Source organism: Alistipes sp. D31t1_170403_E11, assembly GCF_015553985.1.
Taxonomy (GTDB): domain Bacteria; phylum Bacteroidota; class Bacteroidia; order Bacteroidales; family Rikenellaceae; genus Alistipes; species Alistipes montrealensis.
Window position 1 is genome coordinate 66,254 of record NZ_JADNHQ010000005.1, and the last position, 23,044, is coordinate 89,297.

Sequence of the window (23,044 nt, forward strand, 5' to 3'; positions counted from 1 at the left end):
TTTAACTAACTAACTAACACTGATCTTATGAGAGTATTTAGACCATTGGTTCTAACTCTGCTTTGGGTGTTGGGAGGAGGAATCCTATCCCTGTCGGCCCAGAACAGAGTGGTATCCGGGAAAGTTCTCGATACCAATCAACAACCTCTTGTTGGAGTAGCCGTCCTGGTCGATGGTACGACCAAAGGCGTCACAACCTCCGAAAACGGCAGTTTCTCCATTCAGGTTTCGGCCAAGGAGATTGTCCTGACCGTATCCTCCCTGGGCTACCTTACCCAAAAGGTAACGGTCGCCCCGTCCAAAAACGACATCACCATCTATTTGCAGGAAGACGCCATTATGCTCGACGAAGCGGTTGTCATCGGTTACGGCACACAGAAAAAGGTCAACCTCACGGGCGCTGTCGCAACCGTAGGCGGCAAGGAACTCGAAAACCGCGTCGCCCACTCCCTGGGCAACATGCTGCAAGGTTCCGTAGCCGGTCTGAACGTCACCACTTCGGGCGGTAAGCCCGGCAGCACGCCGGCAATCAACATCCGCGGCGTAACGTCGATCAACACCGCCGACCCGCTCGTGCTGATCGACGGAGTCGAGGGCGACCTGAACCGCCTCAACCCCAACGACGTGGGTTCCATCTCGATCATCAAGGACGCATCGGCGGCAGCCGTTTACGGTGCGCGCGCCGCATTCGGCGTCATCCTGGTCACCACCAAGAGCGGCTCGGCCAAGGACGGCAAGGCAACGGTGCGTTACAGCGGGCGTTTCGGCTGGGAAGAAGCCACGACCTCGACCGACTACGAAAACCGCGGTTACTGGTCGGTCTACGCGGTCAACAAATTCTGGCAGGCCGACAACGGTCAGAATTTCGTCAATTACAACGACCGCGACATGCAGCAGTTACTGGCACGCGTGAACGACAAGACGGAGCATCCCGACCGTCCGTGGGTCGTCGAAGAGGTGCGCAACGGCCGCAAACAGTGGGTCTACTACGGCAACTACGACTGGTGGGACATGCTCTACCGCGAAAAGCGCCCCGTGCAGCAGCACAGCGTATCGCTCAGCGGCGGCACGAAGGACATCACCTACCTCGTTTCGGGCGCCTACGACCGTCAGGCCGGCATGCAGCGCGCACACCCCGACATCTACAACAAGTATAACCTGCGTGCGAAGATCGATTTTAGGATCAACAAGTGGGCGACCTTCTCCAACAACACATCGTTCTTCTCCTCGAACTACAAGTCGCTCGGCGACGGCAGCGTCGACAATACGGTCGCTTACAGCGCCAGCAACGCCTTCGCCTGCTTCCCCATGCAGAACCCCGACGGATCGTGGCTCTACGGCACACCGTATTTGGGCAGTTCCTACAAGGTCGCCAACGGCCGCCACATCCTGCTCAATGAAGGAACGCACCGCAACGTCGAGCGCCGGAGCGACCTCACCAACACCTCCCGCCTGGTCATCTCGCCGTTCAAAACGCTGAGCATCACAGGCGATTTCACCTACCGCTTCTACCAGGACCGCAATACGAGCCGGAGTTCGGCGTTCAACTACCGGGAATATCCCGACGGACCGATGCTCGCCTACGATACGGGCGCCGGCATGAACCAGCTCGACGAAGCGGTCAAAACCTACAACTACTACGCGACCAATGTCTTCGCCAACTACGAGGAAACCTTCAACGACGCACACCATTTGTCGGGCATGGCCGGTTTCAACTACGAGAAGTGGGGCAGCAAGAACGTATCGGCATGGGGCCAGGACCTCGAATCACTGGATCTCGACGACCTGAACCTCGTAGGCATGAACAAAGACCAGCAGACGATAACCGGAGTCGGCGGCGGCCAGAACGAATACGCCCTGATGGGCTTCTTCGGCCGTATCAACTACGACTACAAAGGGCGTTACCTCTTCGAGGTCAGCGGCCGCTACGACGGAACCTCCCGTTTCAAACAAGGCTACCGCTGGGGCTTTTACCCCTCGGCATCAATGGGCTGGCGTATTTCGGAAGAGTCCTTCTTCGGGGATGCGAAGAAAGTGGTGGACAACCTCAAACTGCGCGCATCGTTCGGCAGCCTGGGCAACCAGATCGTACGGGACACGAACCACAATCAGGTATACTACACCTACATGCGGCTGGTCACCCTGCATAATTTCGCAGGATACACCTTCGGCGACGGCGGTACGCTGGGCAAATACTCTTCGCTGGGTGCGCCCGTGGCTTCCGACCTGACGTGGGAGACCGCCCAGCAGTGGGACCTGGGTCTCGACGTTGCGATGTTCAACAACCGGCTCAATCTGACGGGCGATGTCTATATCCGCGACACGAAAGACATGCTGACCGCAGGAATCGCCCTGCCCGGCGTCTACGGAGCCGCCTCGCCCAACATGAACGCCGCCGACCTGCGGACGAAAGGCTACGAGCTTACCGTCAGCTGGCGCGACCAGTTCCAACTCGCCGGCAAACCGTTCGAATACAGCCTCGGATTCAACATCAGCGATTACAAGAGCGTCATCACCAAATACGACAACCCCGACAAATCGCTTTCCAAGCCCTATTACGTAGGCATGCAGTTGGGCGAAATCTGGGGCTTCAAGACCGACGGATTCTTCAAGACCACCGAAGAGGCACAGGCCTATGCCAAAGAGGTCGACCTGAGTTACAGCAGCGGCCGTCTGACCGGCGGCTGGCAGGCCGGCGACCTGAAGTTCGTCGACCTGGACGGCAACCACATCTGGGATGTCGGCGAAAACAAGGTCGGCAAGTCGGGCGACAAAACGATCCTGGGCAACGAGCTTCCCACGTTCTCCTACGGCATCAACGCCTCGATCCGCTGGTGCGGTTTCGACGCTTCGGTCTTCTTCCAGGGCACGGGCAACCACTACTGGTATCCCCACGGACGCGCCCAGGGCTTCTGGGGAAGCTATTCCTATCCCTACCTGTCCTATCTGCCGAAAGACTTCCTGGGCAAGGTATGGGCCGAGGACAACACCGACTCCTATTTCCCGCGCGCACGCGCCTATTCGTCGACGGGCGGCTACCTGGCCAAGGTCAACGACCGCTACCTGCAGAATCTGCGCTACCTGCGCCTGAAGAACCTCACCGTAGGCTACACCATCCCCATGAAGATCACCCAGAAAGCCGGCATCGACCAGGTCCGCATCTATTTCTCGGGCGAGAACCTCTGCTACTGGTCGCCGCTCAAGAAAAACAGCAAATACATCGACCCCGAGGCAGCTTTCAGCCGGGATAACGACGCCTACAACTACGCTCATTATCCGTGGCCCAGGACATTCATGTTCGGTATCGATGTAACTTTCTAACCTTATACTACGATCACAATGAAACGATTAATCATATTGGCCCTTGCCTTGACAACCGGTCTGACCGCATGCGAAGACTGGCTGGACAAGAAGCCGCTGGACAAAATTTCGCAGTACGACTATTTCAAGGATGCCACGGCGCTCGAACTGTTCAGCAACCCGTTCTATAACAACCTGCTGGCCAAAGAACCTTTCAAGGAACAGAGCGACCAGCTCGTCCAGTACAACCTCTCCAACGAGATGATCGGAGGCAACAAACGCACGGTTCCCTCCACGGGCGGCGGTTGGACCTGGACAGACCTGCGCCGCATGAACACCCTGCTGGCCATGGCCGCCGAATATTGCGAAGACCCGGCTGCCGTCACCAAGTACAGCGCCATCACGCGGTTCTTCCGCGCCTTCTTCTATTTCGATAAGGTAAAACGCTTTGGCGACGTACCCTGGTACGACAAGGAACTCGGCTCGGCCGATCCCGAACTCTACAAAGCACGCGATTCGCGCGAACTGGTCCTGACCAACATGATCAAGGACATCGACGACGCCGTCAACAGCGGCGGCCTGAGCGAGAAGGCGACCCCCTACCGTGTCAACAAGTGGACGGCGCTGGCGCTGAAAGCCCGGTTCTGCCTTTACGAGGGAACCTATCGCAAATACCACGGGATCAACCTCGAAGGGCACGACTACAAATACTACCTCGATCTGGCGGCGGAAACAGCCAAGCAGATTATGGACGAGAGCCCTTACAAACTCTTCAAAACCGGGAATCCGGCAACGGATTACGTGACGCTGTTCACAAAGGAAGATGCCGATGAGGACGAGTATATGCTGGCCATCAAGAACGATGCAGGTCTCCAGATTTTCCACAATGCGACGGGATATGCCGTCATGGTGACGCAGGGCCGTCCGGGACTGACCCGCAAACTGGTCAACGCCTACCTGATGAAGGACGGTAAGAAATTCACCGATCAGCCCGGCTGGCAGGAGATGACGTTCCTCGAAGAGACGAAGAACCGCGACCCGCGCATGGCGCAGAGTGTCCGCACACCGGGATATACGCGCATCGGATCGACCACGGTCGAGGCTCCCGACATCAGCGTCGCCAACACCGGTTACCAGCTCGTCAAATTCGTCCAGGCGCGTCCGCCCGAGGGTGACCGCGGAGACAAGAGCACCTGCGACATGCCGGTTTTCCGCTTCACCGAAGTGCTGCTCAACTACGCCGAGGCCAAGGCCGAGGCGGGAACGCTCACGCAGGAAGACCTGCGCATCTCCATCAATCTGATCCGGAGCCGGGCCGGCATGCCGGACCTCGACATGGTTGAAGCCAATAAAAACCCCGACTGGTATCTTTCGTCCGAAGAGTACGGCTATCCCAACGTGACCGGCCCCAACAAGGGCGTGATTCTCGAGATCCGCCGCGAACGCGCCATCGAGTTGCTGGAAGAAGGCTTCCGCTACAACGACCTGATGCGCTGGAAAGCCGGTTACTGCATCGACCAGCCCATCACAGGCATCTATTTCCCCGGTCCCGGCGAGTACGACCTCTCGGGCGATGGAAAAGCCGACGTGATCCTCTATCCCAAAGGAAGCGCCAAACCCTCGGCGGGCGAAGGCGTCCAGGTTTACGAATTAGACAAGGACATCTACCTCACGGAAGAAAAGAGCAGCAAGGGTTACATGTTCTACCACAAGACCGTGGAGAGAACCAAGTTCAACGAAGGAAGGGACTATCTCTATCCGATCCCCAGCACCGAGCGCGAACTCAACCCGAACCTCGAGCAGAATCCGGGATGGAGCGACGGACTGAGTCACTAAGTCGAAAATTATTTAAAATTATACGATTATGAGATTTCTGAAATATATGACAGCCCCGATCCTTATGGCGGTCCTATGCTCCTTCTGGAGTTGCGACAAGGATGAGGACAAGCTTTCGGAGGCAGTCCTGGCAAGTGCCAGCACATTGAATTTCGAAGCGCAACGAGCGTCGGAAAAGATCATCACCGTCTATGCCGACGCCGACTGGGTAGCCGAAACTCCCGACTGGGTGACGGTCACGCCCGATTCGGGAACCGGCGTAACGGACGTGACGATTTCTGTCACCGACAACCTGCGCGGCGGAACGCCGGACAACCCCCGGAAAGAGAAGATCGTTTTCAAGGGACGGACCCTTGCGAGCCAGGCCGAGGTGCTCATTACCCAGGACGGAGACAAATACAGGGACGTGAAAGAGTACACGATCGGCGAAGTCATCAAACTGGAAAACGAGACGGTCCTCTCTGTTCCCGAAGCAATCGTTATGGCCGTTACGTCCAAAGGCTTTATCGCGAGCGATGCGACGCAGACCGGCAACGTCTACGTGCTCAACAATTCGACGACGGAGAACGTGAGCGTCGGAGACCGAATCGCGTTCAAGGGCAGCAAATCGACCGATACGCAGTCCCTGGCCCTCGTCGAATGCGACATTCTGGAAACCGTCTCGTCCGGAACGGCGACCTACCCCGATGCGGACGACATAACCAGCAAGATCGACAAATACACCTCCGATACGCGCACTTACATTGCGGTAAGCGGCATGCTGAACGGCAATAATATCGTTGTCGACGGAGCTTCGTATTCGGTAAATATTACGGATGCTCCCGCAAGCATGGACCTCACTGCACTGAACGGGCATATCGTATATGTCAAGGGTTATTACGCAGGACTGGCCAAACCCGTAATCAGGATCATGGTCACCGACATCGAAGACAAAGGCGTGGCCAAGGTGATCTATTTCTCGGAAGATTTCGAGTGGCTCGATCCGTGGGCAAAAGCCGGCAACGCAGGCCGGACCGTCGAGACCGACGACCTCGGCGCAACAGCCCCGCAGATCGTAACCCCGGTTGTCAACGAAGTTTCGGCCCTCGACGCCCTTCTTACAAAGGGGTATGAATTACTGCGCGTCACCACCAAAACCGAGGGCGAATGTATCTATCTCCAGAACAACTACCTTAAATTCGGCAAAACGTCGTATCAGGCAGGTATCGTTCTTCCGAAAATCGACAATGTTCCGACCGGAGCCAAACCCATCATGTCGTTCGACTGGTGTCCGATGCGCCAGGGTTCGGGCACGATCGACCCCGTCAACCTGATCGTCATCGTCGCCAACGGAGACAATGAGGTAACATTCGACATTCCCGAATCGGGCTTCGAAAAGGGTCAGAAACTTTCATGGATCAGAGCCGAAGTCGATCTCACCGGAATACCGATCACCAAAGACACCAAGATCACGCTCCGCCAGACGCAGTGGCCCGCAGCTACGGCCAACCGCTGGTTCCTCGACAATATCGAGATAGCCGAAGCTCCTTGATGACCCTCCGGTAAAGCACGCTTTACAAACGAACAGCCGCCAGCCCTGCATTCGCAGAACTGGCGGCTGCCCGTTTACACACCGCCAAAAGCGGAATAAACCCTGATTTCCGGTATTGTGATCTTCGGTCCATACAACGGCCGCCATGCGCCGTGAAAAACCCCGGACAAGAAGTACTTACCGTACATCCCATCCGGGGATTGGAGGACTGCGGCAGGTACGCCGCAATCAGCGAAAATCAGACCAGGCCCGAGAATCCCATAAATGCCATGGCCAGAATCCCGGCCGTGATCAGCGCAATGGGAATGCCCTTGAACGCCTTGGGTACGTCCTCGAAATCGAGGCGTTCGCGGATACCCGCGAAGAGCACCAGCGCGAGGGCGAAACCGAGGGCCGTAGCCACCGAATAGGTAACGCTCTGCAACAGGTTGAACTCCTTCTGGATCATCAGGATCGCAACGCCGAGCACGGCGCAGTTGGTGGTGATGAGCGGCAGGAAGATGCCCAGCGCCTGATAGAGCGACGGCGAGAGTTTCTTGAGCATGATTTCGACCATCTGCACCAGTGCAGCGATCACGAGGATAAAGACGATCGTCTGCATGTAAACGATATCCAGCGGCACGAGCACATACGTCTGGATCAGCCACGCCACGAGGGCGGCGATAGCCATCACGAAGGTTACGGCGGCTCCCATACCCATCGAGGTCTCGACTTTCGACGACACGCCCAGGAAGGGACAGATGCCGAGGAACTGCGCCAGCACGACGTTGTTAACGAAGATGGCGCCGATGATGATTGCAAAATAGGAAAGCTCCATAACTATTTCTTGGCTAATTTGTTAAACAATACCATCAGGTAACCCAGCACCAGGAACGCTCCCGGAGCCAGCACGAAGATCAGCGGAGCGACATCCGTGAAGCCGAGGTTGACGCCGAAGATGGCGCCGCTGCCCAGGATTTCGCGCACAGCGCCCACGACCGTCAGCGCCAGCGTGAAGCCCAGGCCGATACCGACGCCGTCGAGGATCGAATCCAGCGGCGTATTCTTCGAAGCGAACGCTTCGGCACGGCCCAGGATGATGCAGTTCACCACGATCAGCGGGATGAAGACGCCCAGCGCGCCGTACAATGCCGGAACATAGGCCTGCATCAGCATCTGGATGATCGTCACGAACGAGGCGATCACGACGATGAACGCCGGAATACGCACCTTGTCGGGAATGATGTTCTTGATCAGCGAAATCACGAGGTTCGACATGATCAGCACGGCCATCGTCGCCAGTCCCATGCCCATGCCGTTCCCGGCCGAGGTCGTCGTTCCCAGCGTGGGACACATGCCCAGCACCAGCACGAACGTCGGGTTGTTCTTGACGATACCGCTCAATACAATCTGCAACTTATTCATTTTGCCCTCCTTCCTGAGCCGCAGGCTCGTTGGTTTGCGATGCGCCGGATGCCGTATCGGCCGGATCCGTACCCGTCGCCACGCTCTTGTAAGCCATCCACGCGCGGTTTACCGCGTCGACATAGGCGCGCGACGAGATCGTCGCGGCGGTCAGCGCATCCACATCGCCGCCGTCTTTGGTAACGGCCAGCCGGCCGTTCACGAGTTTCTTCGATTCGAGTTTCCGGCCCTTGACGCTCGTGAGCAACACGTTGCCCTCGTCGGCCATCTTGGTTCCGAGGCCCGGGGTTTCGGTCTGCTCCAACACGTTGACGTTCACGACCTCGCCCTCGGGGGTGAAGCCCACCATCAGGCGGATCACGCCGCCGAAGCCCTGCTTGGTCATCGACTGCACGGCATAACCGCTCACGCTGCCCGCCGAAGTCGCCGTATAGACCACAATCGGCATGTCGTCGATGGTCAGTTCTTCGGTCGTCGTCGCGTCGAACGCCGGGAGCACCTCGTTCAGAGCCGCCAGCGTCGCAGCCTCTTTGGCCGCTGCAATCGGCTCGACGGTAATCATATTGACGAAGCCCACTCCCGCCGAAGCCACAAGGGTAATGCCGAAGAGGACGGCCGTCATATTCAAAAGTGTACTTTTCATGCTGCCACCTCCTCTATTTTACGCCGAAGCGCTTGGGTTTGACATATTTGTTGATCAGGGGCACACAGGCGTTCATGATCAGGATCGCAAACGACATGCCCTCGGGATAAGCGCCCCACAGACGGATGCACATCGTGATCAGGCCGATTCCCACGGCGAAAATCACGCCGCCCTTCACCGTCATCGGCGAAGTCGAATAGTCCGTCGCCATGAAGATCGCGCCGAGCATCGCACCGCCCGCAAGGACATGGAATATACCGGCCCTCCACGCAGTCCCGAAGAGGTATCCCAGTTTATAACCGGCCGAATAGGCTCCGGCGGCGGCCTGCGGAATCGCATCGAACGACACGGAGCACATCGCAACCACCCCGGCGAACAGGGCCATCGTCACGAGCACCGTCACGGGAATGTGCCACGTAATCACACGCCGCCACAGCAGGTAGACGAAGCCGCACAGCAACGCCGCAGCAGCCACTTCGCCCAGCGAACCGGGCATATTGCCCAGCAGCATCTCCTGTACGCCCATCACAGCGGGCGATGCGCCGTGCTTCACGGCCGCCAGCGCCGTCGCGCCCGACAGGGCGTCGAACGAACCGTTCACCGGCAGCGGCCAGGTAGTCATCTGCACCGGGTAGGCGATCAGCAGGAACACACGTCCCACCAGTGCGGGGTTGAAGGGGTTCTTTCCCAGTCCGCCGAAGGTCATCTTCGCCACGGCGATAGCCACGAAAGCGCCCATCACGACGATCCACCAGGGAATCGACGACGGCAGGTTGAAGGCCAGCAGCACGCCGGTCACCACGGCCGACCAGTTGCCGATGGTCGACGCGCCGCGAACCATGAATTTCTGAATCAGATACTCGATCACCACGCACGATGCCACGGAAAGAGCCGTAACGCGCAGCACGTCCAGACCGAACACCATCGTCGACACGACCAGCGCAGGCATCAGCGCGATCACAACGTCGCGCATGATCCGGGTCGTCGACTGGGCAGTCTGCACATGGGGTGCTGGAGCCACAATGAGTTTATTAGCCATAAGTTATACTATAATTTTATTTTCATCGGATTATCGTACCGTCCATCCGTTTCCCAGGGTCGTCGCCCCGCGGCCCGAGGCCGCGTTTCCAAATCTACCCCACCCTAAATCCCTCCCTCGGGAGGGACTTACGACCGCAAGCGGTCGCCGGATCGAAATCTTCGGAACGGCAATCTTTCATTTACTTTTTAGGTGCAGCGGCGGCGCGCGCACGGATCAGCCCCATCACGGTCTGTTTGCCGAGGCGCACCCAGTCCAACAGCGGCAGGTATGCCGGACACGTCGACTGGCAGCAGCCACACTCGATGCACGAAGTGATCATCAGGGCTTCCAACTCGTCCCAGCCTTTTTTCTGGGTCATCTTCGAAAGATAGTAGGGCTCCAGTCCCATCGGGCAGGCGGAGACGCACTTGGCACACTTGATACACTGCGAAGCCTCGCGGCGCTGTGCGTCGCGGCCCGACATGACGGTAATACCCGAACAACCCTTCGTCACGGGCGAGTCGAGGTTGACCATCGCCCGGCCCATCATCGGGCCGCCGTTGATCACCTTCCGGGCATCTTCGGGAAGACCTCCGGCAGCCTCCAGCAGCGCCGAGACCGGCGTACCCATGCGGGTCAGCAGGTTCTTCGGCTCCTTCAGGCTCTTGCCGGTGACAGTCACCACGCGTTCGATCAGCGGTTTGTTCTTCAACACGGCCTGGTAAACCGCAAAAGCCGTCGAAGCATTGCACACCACGGCGCCCACATCGATCGGCAGTGCCGGCGGAGGCGGAACCTGGCGGCCCGTGACGGCTGCGATCAACTGCTTCTCACCGCCCTGCGGATACATCACCTTCAGGGGTACGATTTCGATGCCTGCATACCCCGCGGCGATCTGCCGGAGATGCGCAATGGCATCGGGTTTATTGTTTTCGATACCGATACATGCCTTCTGCACACCCACGGCCTTCATCAGGATCGTGACGCCCACGATCAACTCCTCGCCATGCTCCAGCATCGTGCGATGGTCCGAAGTGAGATAAGGTTCGCACTCCACACCATTGATAATAACGACATCGGCCTTCTTTCCGGGAGGGACCGAAAGTTTCACATGCGTGGGGAACGTCGCGCCGCCCATGCCGACGATACCGGCGTCCTTGATCTTGGCCACGATCTCCTGCGCCGAGAAGGGACAAACCTTCACCAGCGCGTCCGAACGGTCGATACCCTCGGCCCAGTCGTCGCCTTCGCGCTTGATGGTAATCATCATCTGGCGCAGGCCCTGGCCGTTAACGGCCATGTCGACGGCCGTAACCGTACCCGAAACCGGGGAGTGAATGTTCGCCGACATGAAGCTGCCGGCCTCGGCGATGAGCTGTCCCGTGAGCACCTTGTCGCCTTTGGCGACCTTGGCGACTGCCGGGGCTCCGATGTGCTGTGCAAGGGGAATCGTCACCACCTCGGGCAGCGGAAGCACCTCGATCGGTTTGGCGCAGCTCAGCTTATTTTCCGACGGATGGACTCCGCCCATTGGAAATGTCTTCATTGTTGTAGTCTCTTTTTACGATTCTTTGTTAGCGGCAGGTACAGGCTCGGCTTTCGGCGCAACGGGAGCGGCGGGCGCTGCCGGGGTTTTCGGGGCCTTGGGCAGCGGGTCCATGCCGACGAGCCGGATGGCGCCCGTGGGACACTCGTTCACACACTTGCGGCACAGTTTGCACTTCTGCGGATCGATATAAGCGAGGTTATTCTCCACGGTGATCGCGTCGAACGCGCACACCTTCACACACTTGCCGCAGCCGATACACCCGGCCTTGCAGGCCTTCATCACCACGGCCCCCTTGTCCTTCGACACGCACGACACGTAAACCGCACGGTTCTTGGGCCACTTTTTCCGCAGCTCGATGATCATCTTCGGACACGCCTTCACGCAGGCGCCGCAAGCCGTACATTTGTCGGCGTCGACCTCCGGGAGCCCCGTTGCCGGATCAATGTGAATGGCGTCGAAGGCGCAGACCGCGACGCAGTCGCCGAAACCGAGGCAGCCGAACGAACAGCCCGTCTCACCCACATAGAGCGACGAAGCCACGGCACACGATTTGGCCCCGTTATAATCGTTGGTACGGGGACGTTTTTCGCACGTACCGCCGCAGCGGACGGTCGCCACCTCGGGCTGCTTCTCGGCAGCGGCTTTTCCGAGGTATGCGGCCACGGCTTTCATCGTATCGCCGCCACCCACAGGGCAGAAGAGCGCCGAGATGTCGTCGCGCTTCACGAGCGCGTCGGCCAGGCCCCGGCAGCCGGCGAATCCGCAGCCGCCGCAGTTGGCTCCGGGCAGCATCTTCTCCACCTCGTCTATTCTCGGGTCCTCGTCGACCCGGAATTTCTGGGCCACGAAATAGAGGATTACCGCCGAGAGCACTCCCAGCGCACACAGCGTCAGGATCGTGTAAAGTAATACTTCCATCAGTAGTTTTTAGTTATTGTAAATTGAATTGTGTGTTCGATTTTACGGCGGAAGAGCCACAGCACGAAATAATAAACGCCCACGCCCGCAATAGCGGCGAGGGCGCTGAGGCCTTCACTCAGTCCCGCAAGGACAATCGCCCCGACCAGAACGGCCAGCAGCACGACCAGCGCCCCGACATAGGCCAGCACGACGGCCCGGATGCCCGCACTCCGGCGCACTCCGACCATCACGGCCCCGCCAGCGGCATACTGCCCGGCCTCGGGGGTCGTCACGACGACGATCTTGTCCTGCGCTTCCGCCAGGCCGCACGCTTCGCGGGCCTTACAGGTTCCGCAGGCACTCCGGGAGGTAATTCGCACATAGACCATGTCGCGCTCCGTGCGTTCCACCACGCCGCTGTGTTCGATCAGGTCCGCCACGCCTCAGTCTCCGTATTTATTGGTAAGGGGCATCAGCCGCTCGTGGCCGAATGTACACGACGAGAGACGCAGCACGGGCGGGAACTGGTAACGTTTCTTTTCGTTACGCATGATCATGGCGTGGATCTTCTCCACGACCTCCGAATCGAAACCCGCGTTGACGATCTCTTCGCGGTGCTGTCCCTCCTCGATCATGCGGAACAAAATGGCGTCCACCACCTCGTAGGGCGGCAGAATGTCGCTGTCCTTCTGCCCGGGGTGCAGCTCCGACGAAGGCTCCTTGGTCAGGATATTCTCGGGAATCACGTCGCCCTGCATCCGGTTGATGTAACGGGCCACGTCGTACATTTCGCTTTTGTAGAGGTCGCCCGTAGGGCTGAAAGCGCCTGCCGTATCGCCGTACAGCGTACAGAGACCCAGTGCATTTTCGCTCTTGTTCGAGGAGTTCAGCAGGATGTAGTCCGTCTTGTTCTGCAAGGCCATCAGCAGCACCGTGCGGATGCGCGTCTGGATATTCTCCTCCGTAGCGTCGAACTCCGTGCCGCCGATAACCGGCTTGAGGGTGTTCACCACGCTGGTATAGATTTCCGAAATAGGAATGACGTTGTATTCGATGCCGAGGTTGCGCGCCAGTTCCTTGGCGTCCTCGACCGATTCATGGGACGAGAAGGGCGAGGGCATCAGCAGCGCGCGGACATTCTCCGCACCCAGCGCATCGACGGCGATGCAGGCTACGACCGCCGAGTCGATACCGCCCGAAAGTCCGATCGAAGCCTTCCGGTAACCGTTTTTGCGGAAGAAGTCCCTCAGTCCGCAGCAAGCGGCCTCGTAAACCAGGCGCGTGCGATCGTTGTAGGTCGAAGGGACCGTCACCGGCTCCGCAGCCGCTTTGGTATCGAAAATCTGGAAATCTTCTTCGAAATTCTTCATCATCAGCACCAACTCGCCGCGGCTGTTCAGCGCGCCCGACGTACCGTCGTAAACGATGTCCGTCGAACCGCCCACCTGATTGACCAGGACGAGATTCTTACTCTCGACGAAGGCCAGGTTGCGCATCATCTCGTAACGGTAGGTCATGGTTCCCTTGCCGTATTTACGGGCGTTGACCGAAATGATCGTCTCGACCGACTGGTCGAAATCGTGTTCACGGCTCAGGTCGTCACCCACGATGATCGCACATTTATGCCCCTTGATCGTAGCGTATTCATACCCTTTCGAAGGAACCAGGAAACCCATTTCACGGCGTGCGGTGATGTATTTCTTGCCGACGTAGCGCAGCACCTTACGGTCCTGGATCAGCGCCGCGGCACTGATCGTACCCTCCGCCGTGAGGATCGGGAGGCCGACGATGGCGGCGATGCCGTCGCAGCACGAGGCGATTTCGACCAACGCATCCTCGCACAGTTCGAGGAAAGTCGTCTTACGCAGCAGATCGAAGGCGGGGGTTCCGCTCACGGCCTGTTCCGCAAAAACTACCAGGTCGGCATGCTGTGCTTTCGCTTTGTGGATGGAGTCGATGATCTTCGAGGCATTGCCGTCCACGTCTCCGATCGTGTAATTCAGCTGAGCTATGGCTATTTTCATGCGAGTAATTTAAGTCGGAAAATTACAACTTCGCAAAGTTAAGGATTATTTGCAAAAGACGGAAAGATTTTCGATGTTAATAAATTAACATTCGCGCATTTACAAAAAATTTTAAAAACAAAAAAAAGGCTCCCGGTGAAGGAAGCCTTTTCAAAATTCACAATGCGTCTATTCCTGCGGTTCGTCGGGATCGGCGACGAGGATGCGGCCGCAGTATTCGCAGATGATAATCTTTTTGCCCTGGCGGATGTCCACCTGGCGCTGGGGCGGGATGCGGTTGAAGCAACCTCCGCAGGCGTCGCGCTTCACGGTCACCACCGCCAGCCCGTTGCGGACGTTGCGGCGGATACGGTCGTAAGCCGACAGCAGGCGCTCGTCGATCTTCTCCTTGACGCGCTCGCCCTGCACGGCATATTCCGCTACCAGCGGAGCCGTCTCGGCTTCGATGCCCTCCAGTTCGGACTTTTTGGCCGTGAGATCGGCAGCACGCTCCTTGGAAAGGTTTTCAGCCTCCTCCAACTGGAGTTTTTTGACCTTCACACCGGCGGAATACTCCTTCAGGCGCTTCTCGGCCAACTCGATTTCGAGTTCCTGGTACTCGATCTCCTTGGTGATGGCATCGAACTCACGGTTGTTGCGCACGTTGTTCTGCTGCTCCTTGTAGTTGCCGATCATGATTTTTGCCTGGTCCACCTCGCGTTTGCGCTGCTTGGTCAGCGTGTTCAGCTCCTCGATCTCGGCATTGATGTGTTCGATGCGGGTTTTCATCCCGGTCATCTCATCTTCGAGATCCTGAACCTCGAGGGGCAGTTCACCTTTCACCTTGTTGATTTCGTCGATTTTGCTGTCGATTTTCTGGAGCTCATAAAGCGCCATGATCTTCTCCTGCATCGAATAATCAACCTCGGCCGTCTTCTTTTGCGTTGCCATATATTGTCTTTATAGTTTAGACTTAAACCAGATAGTTTACCGGATTACGCGAGCGTTCACTCTTGCGAACCGCAAAGGTACATAAATTTTTCGATAAAATATCAAATATTAATTGAATTGCGCAATATTCGCTTTCAAAATGGCCTATATCTGCTACGGTGAGGGCTTTATCGGGCGTCATGAAGTCGTTGTACTTCATATCGGCGGTGATATAAATATCGGCCCCGGCGCGGCGTGCTTCGCCGATCAGCGAAGCCCCGGCCCCGGTGCAGACCGCCACGCGGCGCACTTCGCAAGCCGCTATGTCACTGTGCCGTACGACGCTCACTTCAAGCCGCCGCCGGATAAACCGCATAAAATCCAGGGTATCAATCGCTTCAGGCAACTCGCCCACAACGCCGAATCCCGCGCCGTCCCCGGCCTGAGAAGGTTGCAAAACCTCCAGCTTTCCGACGCCCAGCATTTCGGCCAGCCGCCAGCTCATGCCCCCGGGAGCGCTGTCGAGGTTGGTATGGCAGGCATAGAGCGCAATCCGGCTGCGGATGGCCCGCTCGACGCACCGCTGAACGGGGTCGGCCGAGTTGAACCGCTTGAGCGCATGGAAGACGATCGGATGGTGGGTTATCACGATATCGCACCCCTCGGTTTCAGCCTCGTCGAGCACCTCTTCCGTAACGTCCACAGCCAGCAGCGCCTTGTGCACCTCGTCGTCCTCACGGCCGACGATAAGTCCCGCATTATCATAGGATTCCTGCCACCGAAGCGGAGCAAAGCGTTCGATAACGTCGGTTATTTGCTTGATAGTCATATGAGTTAATTATTATTGTATCCCGTTATAGGAATTCTTCGCCGCCCACGCCTGCGAAATTCTGTACTTTTTTCCGCAAAAACTCTCCGACTGATACCTTCGCCTGCAACAAACCGTCTAACGCTGGCTCCGGGCGACTATTCACGGGTTTGCAAGCAAACCGTCCCCTCCGCTCGCGCTTTTAGCCGGTTTGTCGCTTCTCGGCTCCGGTATCGGGTCGGAATCCTCTCCTGCTGCCAAAACGAATAATCGGCAGGCTTGGCGCTAAAACAACGACTGCTCGTAAAACGCGAACAACTCCTTGTTTTCGACCTCCTCCTTTTTGCGGCGGGGCTTGCGCGCGGCGCGTTTGGCGGCGGGCTGTGCGCCGTTGGCGGCCGCTTCGCCCGACTGCTCGTCGATTTTCACGACGGCCTTGGCCCTGCGGCGCACGGGCGCTTCGGGCCCGGCAGCGGAGTCTGCAATATCGGCATCCAGGACGGCGACAATCTCTCCCTCACCGGCTTTCAGGTCCTCGCGGACCTCCACGAGCAGGGCGCGGATGCGCTGCAAACGCTCCATCAGTTCGGTGTCGCGGTCTACGCCGCTCTCGGCAGGAGCCTTCCGGAGCGCCTTCTTGGCTCCTTCGAGCGTCATGCCGCGCTCCTTGACCAAGTGGTAGATCATTTTGAGGTTCTCGACATCCTCGGGCGAGAAGAGGCGGTTGCCTTTCTTGTTACGCTTGGGGCGAAGGATGCTGAACTGCGACTCCCAGTGGCGGATCAGCGACGTATTGACATCGAACATCTCGGCCACCTCGCCCATCGAATAAAAAAGTTTATCGGCCATATCTATTGTTTTATAATTCGCAATGAATTGGGGTACAGGTTATTTACCCGTGCACCGATCCGCTTGGCGAAACCCAGTGCACGCCCCCGTGCACACACGAGGTTCATCCCTTCGGCCAATTCGCCGGCGGCGATGTCCTGTTTACGCAGGAAACGCAGCGCCTCCTCCCCGTCCAGCTCCGCCACAGGCAGCGCACCGCGGTTCAGCCCCTCGAAAAAGGCCAGTGCAGGGTCCGGCTTCAGCACGCCTTTGAACACCTGCCCCAGCGCCACCCCCGAATAGATCACGGGCAGCGCCTCGGCCAACGCCCGGACTGCGTCCGCCTGTGCGGCGTACCACGCATAGCAGGTGTCGGCGACCACGGCAAAGCGCATCCGCTCGGGTTCCCGCACCCAGCGGGCCAGTTCGGCGACGGCCTTCCGGTCGGCAGCCGCAAATACCGTGCGGCGTGCCTTTGGCGTACGCACGCGCCCTCCGGCATCGAAGGATTTGCGGGCCACGGCGGCAAAGAACCCTTCGCCGCAGGTCCGGTGGGGATAGAAGCGGAACGTACGGAACGCTCCGACACGTCCGCAGACGACACCCCACGCATCCTCCACGGTAATTTCGTCCGATTCGGCGATCTCGTCCCCGGCCCACGCGAGCATCCGTTCGAGCGAACCTTCATCCTCGTCGCGGTTGAACGTACAAGTGCTGTAAACGAGCGTTCCGCCCGGTTTCAGGGCCCGCCACGCTTCGCGCAGGATTTCGTCCTGACGCACAGCGCATTGTTTTACGTTGCCTTCGCTCCATTCGGCCCGGGCGCCGGGGTCCTTGCGAAACATCCCCTCGCCGGAGCAGGGGGCGTCCACCGCCACCACGTCGAACCAGGCTTCGAAATCGCCCAGCGCACGCGGTTCGCAAGTCACGACGGCCACATTGCCCGTCCCCCATTTGCGCACGTTATCCGCCAGTACCGAGGCGCGGCGGCGGTCGATCTCATTGGCCACGACCAGTCCGGCGGGTCCCGCAAGCGAGGCATAAAGCGTAGTCTTACCGCCCGGAGCCGCACACAGGTCGAGGATACGCGCCCCTTCGGTCCGCACACCGTCGAGCAGGCGCCCCACGAACTGCGACGAAGCCTCCTGCACGTAGTAAGCCCCGGCATGGAAATCGGGATCGAGCGTAAACTGCGGACGCACGGCGAGATAACGCCCGTCGGGATTCCACGGCACACGCCCGGCGATTTCCAGGGCCGAAAGCCCGGGGTCCGATCCGCCGGAAGCGCACTCCGAAACCCCGGCGCCGGTCTTGGCGGGATTCAGGCGCACGGACACCGGCGGCTCTCCGTCGAGCGCCGCACAGAGAGCCCTGCCCTCCGCTTCACCGAGGTCGCACAGGACCCGTTCTTCGAATTTCGCGGGCAGCGTCATGCCTATTTCTTCTCTTTGAGGGCGTCGAGACGCGCGCAGATGCGTTCCAGCACGACAGGGTCCGAGACGAAATCCTCGTGGTCCTTATCGACGACGAGCACTTCACCCTCGTAGATATTCTCGATCCAGTTGTTGTATTTGTTGTTCAGCCGCTTGAGGTAAAGCTCATCGATGTTCATCTCGTACTCGCGGCCGCGTTTGCGGATTTGCGAAATGAGCGTCGGGACACTCGCCTTGAGGTAGATCAGCAGGTCGGGCTTGGGGATAAGCGTCGTGACCAACCGGAAAATCTTCATGTAGGTCTCGATGTCGCGTGTGGTCATCAGCCCCATTTCATGCAGGTTGTCGGCAAAAATATGGGCATCCTCATAGATCGTGCGGTCCTGGAAAATCACCCCCTCCTTGCAGGCCGAAAGCATGTCCATCGTCTGCTGGATACGGCTTCCGAGGAACGAAATCTGGAGGTTGAACGCCCAGCGGTTCATGTCTTCGTAGAAATCGCCGATGTAGGGGTTGTCACACTCCTCGAGGTAGCATTTAGCATTGTAGCGCTTCGTAAGAATCTGGGTCAGCGTCGTCTTTCCGCTTCCGATATTACCTGCAATGGCTATGTACATAGTGGTATAGGTATTTGTTATTTTTCCATTCCGACCGGCTCCGCGCGGAAAGCCAGTATTTCGTCGGCCACACGGCGGTCGTTGACCAGCCGCGGAACCTTGTTTTTACCACGCGCACGCATCCACGCGAAGAACCGTCCGCGCTCGACGATCGTCAGGCGCTGGCGTTCGAGCGTAGTCCGGCGTTTGGCGTCGTAGTCCGAATTGACGGCCCGCAACTCCTCGTCGAGCGTTTCGGCGAAGCGTTCGAGGCTGTCGGGCTCGCGTTCGAATTCCACGATCCACTCGTGGGCGCCCCGTTCGCGGAGCGACATGTAACACGGAGCGACGGTGTACTCCCCGACCACGGCTCCCGTCTTGCGGCAGGCGGCCAGCAGCGCATGTTCGGCGTTGTCGACGATCAGTTCTTCGCCGAAAACATTGATATACTGACGCGTACGACCCGCAAAGCGAATGCGGTAGGGGTTTGTCGAAGTGAACTCCACCGTGTCGCCGATCTCGTAGCGCCACAAACCGTTGTTCGACGTGATCAGCACGGCATAGACCTTCCCGCACTCCACGCCTTCGAGCGGCACGATGTCCGATCCGCTGCGGAACTCGAAGAAGGTCCCGTAATCCAGCATCAGCAGCATGTCGCTGCGCGCCGGATCGTCGGCCATGGCGAAGAACCCCTCCGAAGCGTTGTAGGTCTCCATGTATTTCATCTTCTCCGAAGGGATCAGCGCTTCGAACGTCGCCCGGTAGGGAGCGAACTCCACGCCTCCGTGGGCGAACATCTCCAGCCCGGGCCACACCTCCAGCAGGTTTTGCTTGCCGGTATACTCCAGAACGCGGCGCATCAGCGCGAGATTCCACGACGGCACGCCCGCAAAGGCCGTGATCGGCTCGCCGACGCATTCGCGGCAGATGGCGGCGGTCTTCTCGTCGAAATCGGGAATGATCGCCGTCTCGACCTTCGGCGCGCGGAACCACCCGCTCCAGAAGGTCGTCTCACGGATCAGCAGTGCCGAAAGGTCGCCGACCAGGTTGCGCCCCTCGTTATGGCACGAGCCGCCCAGCGTCAGGGTTTTGCCTTCGAAAACCCGGGTCTTCGGATTATTGGCCGAAAAGACCGTCGCCACGTCACGCATGCCCAGCGTATGGTTCCACCACAGCGACTCCATCGTCACGGGGATGTATTTGCTCCGATCGGAGGTCGTGCCCGACGAGCGCGCGAACAGCGACACCCGTCCGGGGGCCGTGACGCTCCTCACACCCTCCATCATCCGTTCGATATAGGGTTTGAAGGTCTCGTAATCGAAGGTCTCGACCTGCGACTGGAACTGCTCGACCGAGCGGATATGCCGCAAATCGTAGCGATCGCCAAACTCCGTGAAGCGGCCCCGCCGCAGCAACTGCCGGAACATCCGCGCCTGCGTCTGGGCAGGATGGCGGCGAAAACGGTCGATAGCCCGCTCGCGCTGCGAGAACCAGGCTTTGAGGATTATGTTTCGGAAAGACATATTGCGTTGCAATTAAAAATGAAAAATTAAGAATTAAAAATTCTCAATACCCGGCAAAACAACTCATCACAAGCCTGTTATGTCCCTTAATTTCTAATTTTTCATTCTTCATTTTTAATTAAAATAATACCCTACTTTCCCCACCGAACCCGGCATGGCGAAGACCACCACGCGGTCGTAGGGATTTATCTCCATGTTGTCGACGGCGATGAAAACCTTGTCGCCGCGGACAATGCCCCCGATGATCGTATCTTCCGGCAACCCGAGGTCCTTGATCCGGGCCTTCGTAGCCGGAGAGTTGGGTTTCACGATGAACTCCAACACCTCGGCGTCGCTGCCCGTCAGGCATTTGATAGCCTGCACGTCGGTCGACATGGTGAAGCGGAAGATGTTCGACGCGGTCACCAGCTTCTTGTTGATAATCGTGTCGATGCCGATTGACTCGGCGAGATTTATGTAGTTGAGGTTCTCGACCTCGGCAATTACTTTCTTGACCCCCATGCGCTTGGCGAGCATCGCCGCCAGGATGTTGGTCTCGCTGCGGCCCGTCACGGCCACGAAAGCGTCCATGTTCGAAAGGCCCTCCTCCATCATCGCCTCGGTATTACGGCCGTCCTCGTTGATGATCAGCGTCTTGTCCAGCGTTTCGGCCAGCCGGTAAGCCTTTTCGGCGTTGTAGTCGATCAGCTTGATGTTTACTTCGTCCTGCAACTCCGTGGCGATGCGGATGCCGATGCGCGAACCGCCGAGGATCATCATGTTCTTGATCTCGATATTCGACTGGCCCGAGAACTCCATCACCTCCTTGACGGCATCCTGGCGGGCTATGACGTAGATCACGTCGCCCTCCATGAAATGCTCGCCCTCGCGCGGGATGATCGTCTGGCCGCCGCGCGTGATGGCCACCGTACGGTAACTCAGCGGGGCCTGGTCGTCGTCGAAACCCGTGAGCACCTGCCCCACCAGCGGCGAGGCCGGTTCGAGGCGGAAGACCACGAGCGAAAGTTTGCCGCTCGAAAAATCGACGTATTCCGTGGTCGACGTGTGCCCCAGCAGGTTGATCACCTCGCGGGCCGCGACCTTCTCGGGGTAGAACAGGTAGTCGATGCCCATATCAATGAACATCTCCTTGTTGTTGGGTTCGAGGTATTCGTTGTTGTCGATTCGGGCGATGGATTTCCGGGCGCCGAGTTTTTTGGCCAGCATCGCCGCCACGACGTTGTCGTTCTCCTCATGGTTGACGGCGATGAACAGGTCGCACTTGCGCACCGAGGCCTTGCGCAGCACGGCGAAGGTCGTCGAGTCGCCCTCGACGGTGATCACGTCGGCCAGGCTGCCCACCTCGGCCAGCAACTTCTGGTCGCTGTCGATGATGGTGATGTCGTGGCCGTTGCCGCTGAGCATCTTGGCCAGGTGGCTGCCCATCTCGCCGGCTCCCGCTATCACGATTTTCATAGTTGCGTCTGTTTAGTCTGCACAATGCGTCGCCCGGAACGGCCGGGCGAGATTTTTGCAATTTATCTTACAAATGTATACATTTGTCCCCGAAACCCCAAATTTCGGGTAGTAAAAAAACGGAATCTTATGCCAACGTGGTTAATCGTCCTGCTTTGTGCCATCCTTGCCGTCGGGCTGTTCGTACTGGGCATGTCCCTTACGCTGATGATCAAGGGTCACAACATCGATTCGGAAATCTCGACCAACAAGAACATGCAGCGGCTGGGCATCAAATGCGCCGTGCATGAAACGCGCGAGGCGGATGGCGGAGCCGACTGCACCGACGGCTCGCCGGCAGGCTGCTCGGGCAACTGCGGCGCCTGCGATATCGAGAAACAGGCGGCGCAAAAGCAGAAATAAAGAAGAGGAGCGTAGCTCCTCTCTTTTTTTACAACTTGCAGAACTTCGAGCGGCAGGCGAACCACGGGTTGCGGAGGTCCTCCTCGTTGTAGAGCAGTTCCTTGCCGTCGGGCAGGGTGCGGGTGCTGCCGCCGGCCTCGGAAAGAATCAGTTCCCCGGCGGCCGTATCCCATTCGTAGGTGTGTGTCGTGCGGACGTAATAGTCGACGCGGCCTTCGGCCAGCAGGCAGAATTTGTAGGAACTGCCCTGCTCGACGATCTCCAGGTCGGGATGACGTTCGCGCAGGCGGGCGACGTGCTCGTGGGTCTCGGGCGTCTGGTGCGAACGCGAAAGGGCGACGCGCAGGTGGTCGTGGTCGGCCTCCGTCGTGAGCGGCAGCGGCAGCCAGTCGCGGACGATCTCATCGTAGGTATATTCCGCGGCGGCATCCGGCGCAATGTGCTCTTTGAGGTACGAACCCGAATTGCGGCCCGCAATGTACATCTTTTCGAAATAGGGAACATAAATAACCGCCCCCATGCAGACGTTATTCTCCATCAGGGCGATGTTGACCGTAAATTCGTTGTTGCCTTTGATAAATTCGACCGTTCCGTCCAACGGGTCGACCAGCCAGTAAAGCTCCCAGTTGCGGCGCTCGTCGTAACCCATTTCCCGACCCTCTTCGCTCAGGATCGGGATGCGTGTGGGCCCGAGGTATTCGCGGATGGTCCTGTGAGCGATGCGGTCTGCCAGCGTGATCGGGCTCTTATCGTCTTTGATGCTTATGTAATAATCGTCGAAGTTCTTGTAAACGCGCATGATCGAGGCTCCGGCTCTGATCGCCGCGTTGAACAGCGGCGGCAGCAGATACATTCTCACCTTGTCGTTAATCATCGTAACTC

General features: G+C 58.4%; 20 protein-coding genes. 4 read left to right on the forward strand and 16 right to left on the reverse strand.

Annotated elements, in window-relative coordinates:
- Positions 1-27: 27 nt before the first annotated feature.
- The 3 genes from I2E69_RS11585 to I2E69_RS11595 are packed head-to-tail and all read left to right on the forward strand — an operon-like array spanning position 28 to position 6,667.
- On the forward strand, positions 28-3,321 hold the full coding sequence (locus I2E69_RS11585; protein ID WP_195461387.1) for a SusC/RagA family TonB-linked outer membrane protein: 3,294 nt from the start codon (positions 28-30) through the stop codon (positions 3,319-3,321).
- A gap of 18 nt (positions 3,322-3,339) precedes the next feature.
- Positions 3,340-5,136 carry a RagB/SusD family nutrient uptake outer membrane protein gene (locus tag I2E69_RS11590; protein ID WP_195461388.1) on the forward strand — a complete coding sequence of 599 codons (1,797 nt, stop codon included), beginning with the start codon at positions 3,340-3,342 and terminating at the stop codon, positions 5,134-5,136.
- 28 nt (positions 5,137-5,164) lie between these two features.
- On the forward strand, positions 5,165-6,667 hold the full coding sequence (locus I2E69_RS11595) for a BACON domain-containing protein (RefSeq protein ID WP_195461389.1): 1,503 nt from the start codon (positions 5,165-5,167) through the stop codon (positions 6,665-6,667).
- Between the two features lie 238 nt (positions 6,668-6,905).
- Here the strand turns inward: I2E69_RS11595 and rsxA are convergent, their stop codons facing one another.
- From rsxA to trkA, 15 genes are all read right to left on the reverse strand, one after another.
- Positions 6,906-7,484, reverse strand: a complete 579-nt coding sequence (rsxA, locus tag I2E69_RS11600) for an electron transport complex subunit RsxA (RefSeq protein ID WP_195461390.1) — start codon at positions 7,482-7,484, stop codon at positions 6,906-6,908.
- Between the two features lie 2 nt (positions 7,485-7,486).
- The gene (locus I2E69_RS11605; RefSeq protein WP_195461391.1) at positions 7,487-8,071 is read right to left on the reverse strand and encodes an RnfABCDGE type electron transport complex subunit E; all 585 of its coding nucleotides are present in this window, start codon (positions 8,069-8,071) and stop codon (positions 7,487-7,489) included.
- Positions 8,064-8,714, reverse strand: a complete 651-nt coding sequence (locus I2E69_RS11610) for an RnfABCDGE type electron transport complex subunit G (RefSeq protein ID WP_229095487.1) — start codon at positions 8,712-8,714, stop codon at positions 8,064-8,066. Before I2E69_RS11610 ends, I2E69_RS11605 begins: the two co-directional genes overlap by 8 nt.
- 13 nt (positions 8,715-8,727) lie before the next feature.
- The gene (locus tag I2E69_RS11615; protein ID WP_195461392.1) at positions 8,728-9,753 is read right to left on the reverse strand and encodes an RnfABCDGE type electron transport complex subunit D; all 1,026 of its coding nucleotides are present in this window, start codon (positions 9,751-9,753) and stop codon (positions 8,728-8,730) included.
- Positions 9,754-9,934: 181 nt separating this feature from the next.
- Positions 9,935-11,281 carry an electron transport complex subunit RsxC gene (gene rsxC / locus I2E69_RS11620; RefSeq protein WP_195461393.1) on the reverse strand — a complete coding sequence of 449 codons (1,347 nt, stop codon included), beginning with the start codon at positions 11,279-11,281 and terminating at the stop codon, positions 9,935-9,937.
- A gap of 15 nt (positions 11,282-11,296) precedes the next feature.
- A complete protein-coding gene (locus I2E69_RS11625) occupies positions 11,297-12,202 on the reverse strand; it encodes a Fe-S cluster domain-containing protein (protein ID WP_195461394.1) in 906 nt (301 codons plus the stop codon).
- Positions 12,202-12,624, reverse strand: coding sequence for a SoxR reducing system RseC family protein (locus I2E69_RS11630; RefSeq protein WP_195461395.1), 423 nt, complete (start codon positions 12,622-12,624; stop codon positions 12,202-12,204). Before I2E69_RS11630 ends, I2E69_RS11625 begins: the two co-directional genes overlap by 1 nt.
- A gap of 3 nt (positions 12,625-12,627) precedes the next feature.
- A complete protein-coding gene (locus tag I2E69_RS11635; protein WP_195461396.1) occupies positions 12,628-14,208 on the reverse strand; it encodes an NAD+ synthase in 1,581 nt (526 codons plus the stop codon).
- Positions 14,209-14,376: 168 nt separating this feature from the next.
- Complete coding sequence (locus I2E69_RS11640) at positions 14,377-15,138, reverse strand: zinc ribbon domain-containing protein (RefSeq protein ID WP_195461397.1); 762 nt, start codon at positions 15,136-15,138, stop codon at positions 14,377-14,379.
- A gap of 22 nt (positions 15,139-15,160) precedes the next feature.
- Positions 15,161-15,946, reverse strand: a complete 786-nt coding sequence (locus I2E69_RS11645) for a Nif3-like dinuclear metal center hexameric protein (protein WP_195461398.1) — start codon at positions 15,944-15,946, stop codon at positions 15,161-15,163.
- A gap of 264 nt (positions 15,947-16,210) precedes the next feature.
- A complete protein-coding gene (locus tag I2E69_RS11650) occupies positions 16,211-16,774 on the reverse strand; it encodes a MerR family transcriptional regulator (protein ID WP_195461399.1) in 564 nt (187 codons plus the stop codon).
- A gap of 2 nt (positions 16,775-16,776) precedes the next feature.
- Positions 16,777-18,186 carry a methyltransferase RsmF C-terminal domain-like protein gene (locus I2E69_RS11655; protein WP_195461400.1) on the reverse strand — a complete coding sequence of 470 codons (1,410 nt, stop codon included), beginning with the start codon at positions 18,184-18,186 and terminating at the stop codon, positions 16,777-16,779.
- A 2-nt stretch (positions 18,187-18,188) separates the two neighbouring features.
- On the reverse strand, positions 18,189-18,803 hold the full coding sequence (locus tag I2E69_RS11660) for a deoxynucleoside kinase (RefSeq protein WP_195461401.1): 615 nt from the start codon (positions 18,801-18,803) through the stop codon (positions 18,189-18,191).
- A gap of 17 nt (positions 18,804-18,820) precedes the next feature.
- On the reverse strand, positions 18,821-20,305 hold the full coding sequence (locus tag I2E69_RS11665) for a GH3 auxin-responsive promoter family protein (RefSeq protein ID WP_195461402.1): 1,485 nt from the start codon (positions 20,303-20,305) through the stop codon (positions 18,821-18,823).
- Positions 20,306-20,419: 114 nt separating this feature from the next.
- Entirely contained in the window at positions 20,420-21,760 is a 1,341-nt protein-coding gene (gene trkA, locus I2E69_RS11670) for a Trk system potassium transporter TrkA (RefSeq protein ID WP_195461403.1), read from the reverse strand.
- 129 nt (positions 21,761-21,889) lie between these two features.
- Here trkA and I2E69_RS11675 point away from each other — a divergent pair, with 129 nt between their 5' ends.
- Positions 21,890-22,162, forward strand: coding sequence for a hypothetical protein (locus I2E69_RS11675; RefSeq protein ID WP_195461404.1), 273 nt, complete (start codon positions 21,890-21,892; stop codon positions 22,160-22,162).
- A 28-nt stretch (positions 22,163-22,190) separates the two neighbouring features.
- Here the strand turns inward: I2E69_RS11675 and I2E69_RS11680 are convergent, their stop codons facing one another.
- Complete coding sequence (locus I2E69_RS11680; RefSeq protein ID WP_195461405.1) at positions 22,191-23,036, reverse strand: 3'(2'),5'-bisphosphate nucleotidase CysQ; 846 nt, start codon at positions 23,034-23,036, stop codon at positions 22,191-22,193.
- Positions 23,037-23,044 lie beyond the last annotated feature (8 nt).

Coding starts and splice junctions, on each gene's coding strand:
- I2E69_RS11585 (WP_195461387.1), top strand. CDS start 28: ATGAGAGTATTTAGACCATTGGTTCTAACTCTGCTTTGGGTGTTGGGA.
- I2E69_RS11590 (WP_195461388.1), top strand. CDS start 3,340: ATGAAACGATTAATCATATTGGCCCTTGCCTTGACAACCGGTCTGACC.
- I2E69_RS11595 (WP_195461389.1), top strand. CDS start 5,165: ATGAGATTTCTGAAATATATGACAGCCCCGATCCTTATGGCGGTCCTA.
- rsxA (WP_195461390.1), bottom strand. CDS start 7,484: ATGGAGCTTTCCTATTTTGCAATCATCATCGGCGCCATCTTCGTTAAC.
- I2E69_RS11605 (WP_195461391.1), bottom strand. CDS start 8,071: ATGAATAAGTTGCAGATTGTATTGAGCGGTATCGTCAAGAACAACCCG.
- I2E69_RS11610 (WP_229095487.1), bottom strand. CDS start 8,714: ATGAAAAGTACACTTTTGAATATGACGGCCGTCCTCTTCGGCATTACC.
- I2E69_RS11615 (WP_195461392.1), bottom strand. CDS start 9,753: ATGGCTAATAAACTCATTGTGGCTCCAGCACCCCATGTGCAGACTGCC.
- rsxC (WP_195461393.1), bottom strand. CDS start 11,281: ATGAAGACATTTCCAATGGGCGGAGTCCATCCGTCGGAAAATAAGCTG.
- I2E69_RS11625 (WP_195461394.1), bottom strand. CDS start 12,202: ATGGAAGTATTACTTTACACGATCCTGACGCTGTGTGCGCTGGGAGTG.
- I2E69_RS11635 (WP_195461396.1), bottom strand. CDS start 14,208: ATGAAAATAGCCATAGCTCAGCTGAATTACACGATCGGAGACGTGGAC.
- I2E69_RS11640 (WP_195461397.1), bottom strand. CDS start 15,138: ATGGCAACGCAAAAGAAGACGGCCGAGGTTGATTATTCGATGCAGGAG.
- I2E69_RS11645 (WP_195461398.1), bottom strand. CDS start 15,946: ATGACTATCAAGCAAATAACCGACGTTATCGAACGCTTTGCTCCGCTT.
- I2E69_RS11650 (WP_195461399.1), bottom strand. CDS start 16,774: ATGGCCGATAAACTTTTTTATTCGATGGGCGAGGTGGCCGAGATGTTC.
- I2E69_RS11655 (WP_195461400.1), bottom strand. CDS start 18,186: ATGACGCTGCCCGCGAAATTCGAAGAACGGGTCCTGTGCGACCTCGGT.
- I2E69_RS11660 (WP_195461401.1), bottom strand. CDS start 18,803: ATGTACATAGCCATTGCAGGTAATATCGGAAGCGGAAAGACGACGCTG.
- I2E69_RS11665 (WP_195461402.1), bottom strand. CDS start 20,305: ATGTCTTTCCGAAACATAATCCTCAAAGCCTGGTTCTCGCAGCGCGAG.
- trkA (WP_195461403.1), bottom strand. CDS start 21,760: ATGAAAATCGTGATAGCGGGAGCCGGCGAGATGGGCAGCCACCTGGCC.
- I2E69_RS11675 (WP_195461404.1), top strand. CDS start 21,890: ATGCCAACGTGGTTAATCGTCCTGCTTTGTGCCATCCTTGCCGTCGGG.
- I2E69_RS11680 (WP_195461405.1), bottom strand. CDS start 23,036: ATGATTAACGACAAGGTGAGAATGTATCTGCTGCCGCCGCTGTTCAAC.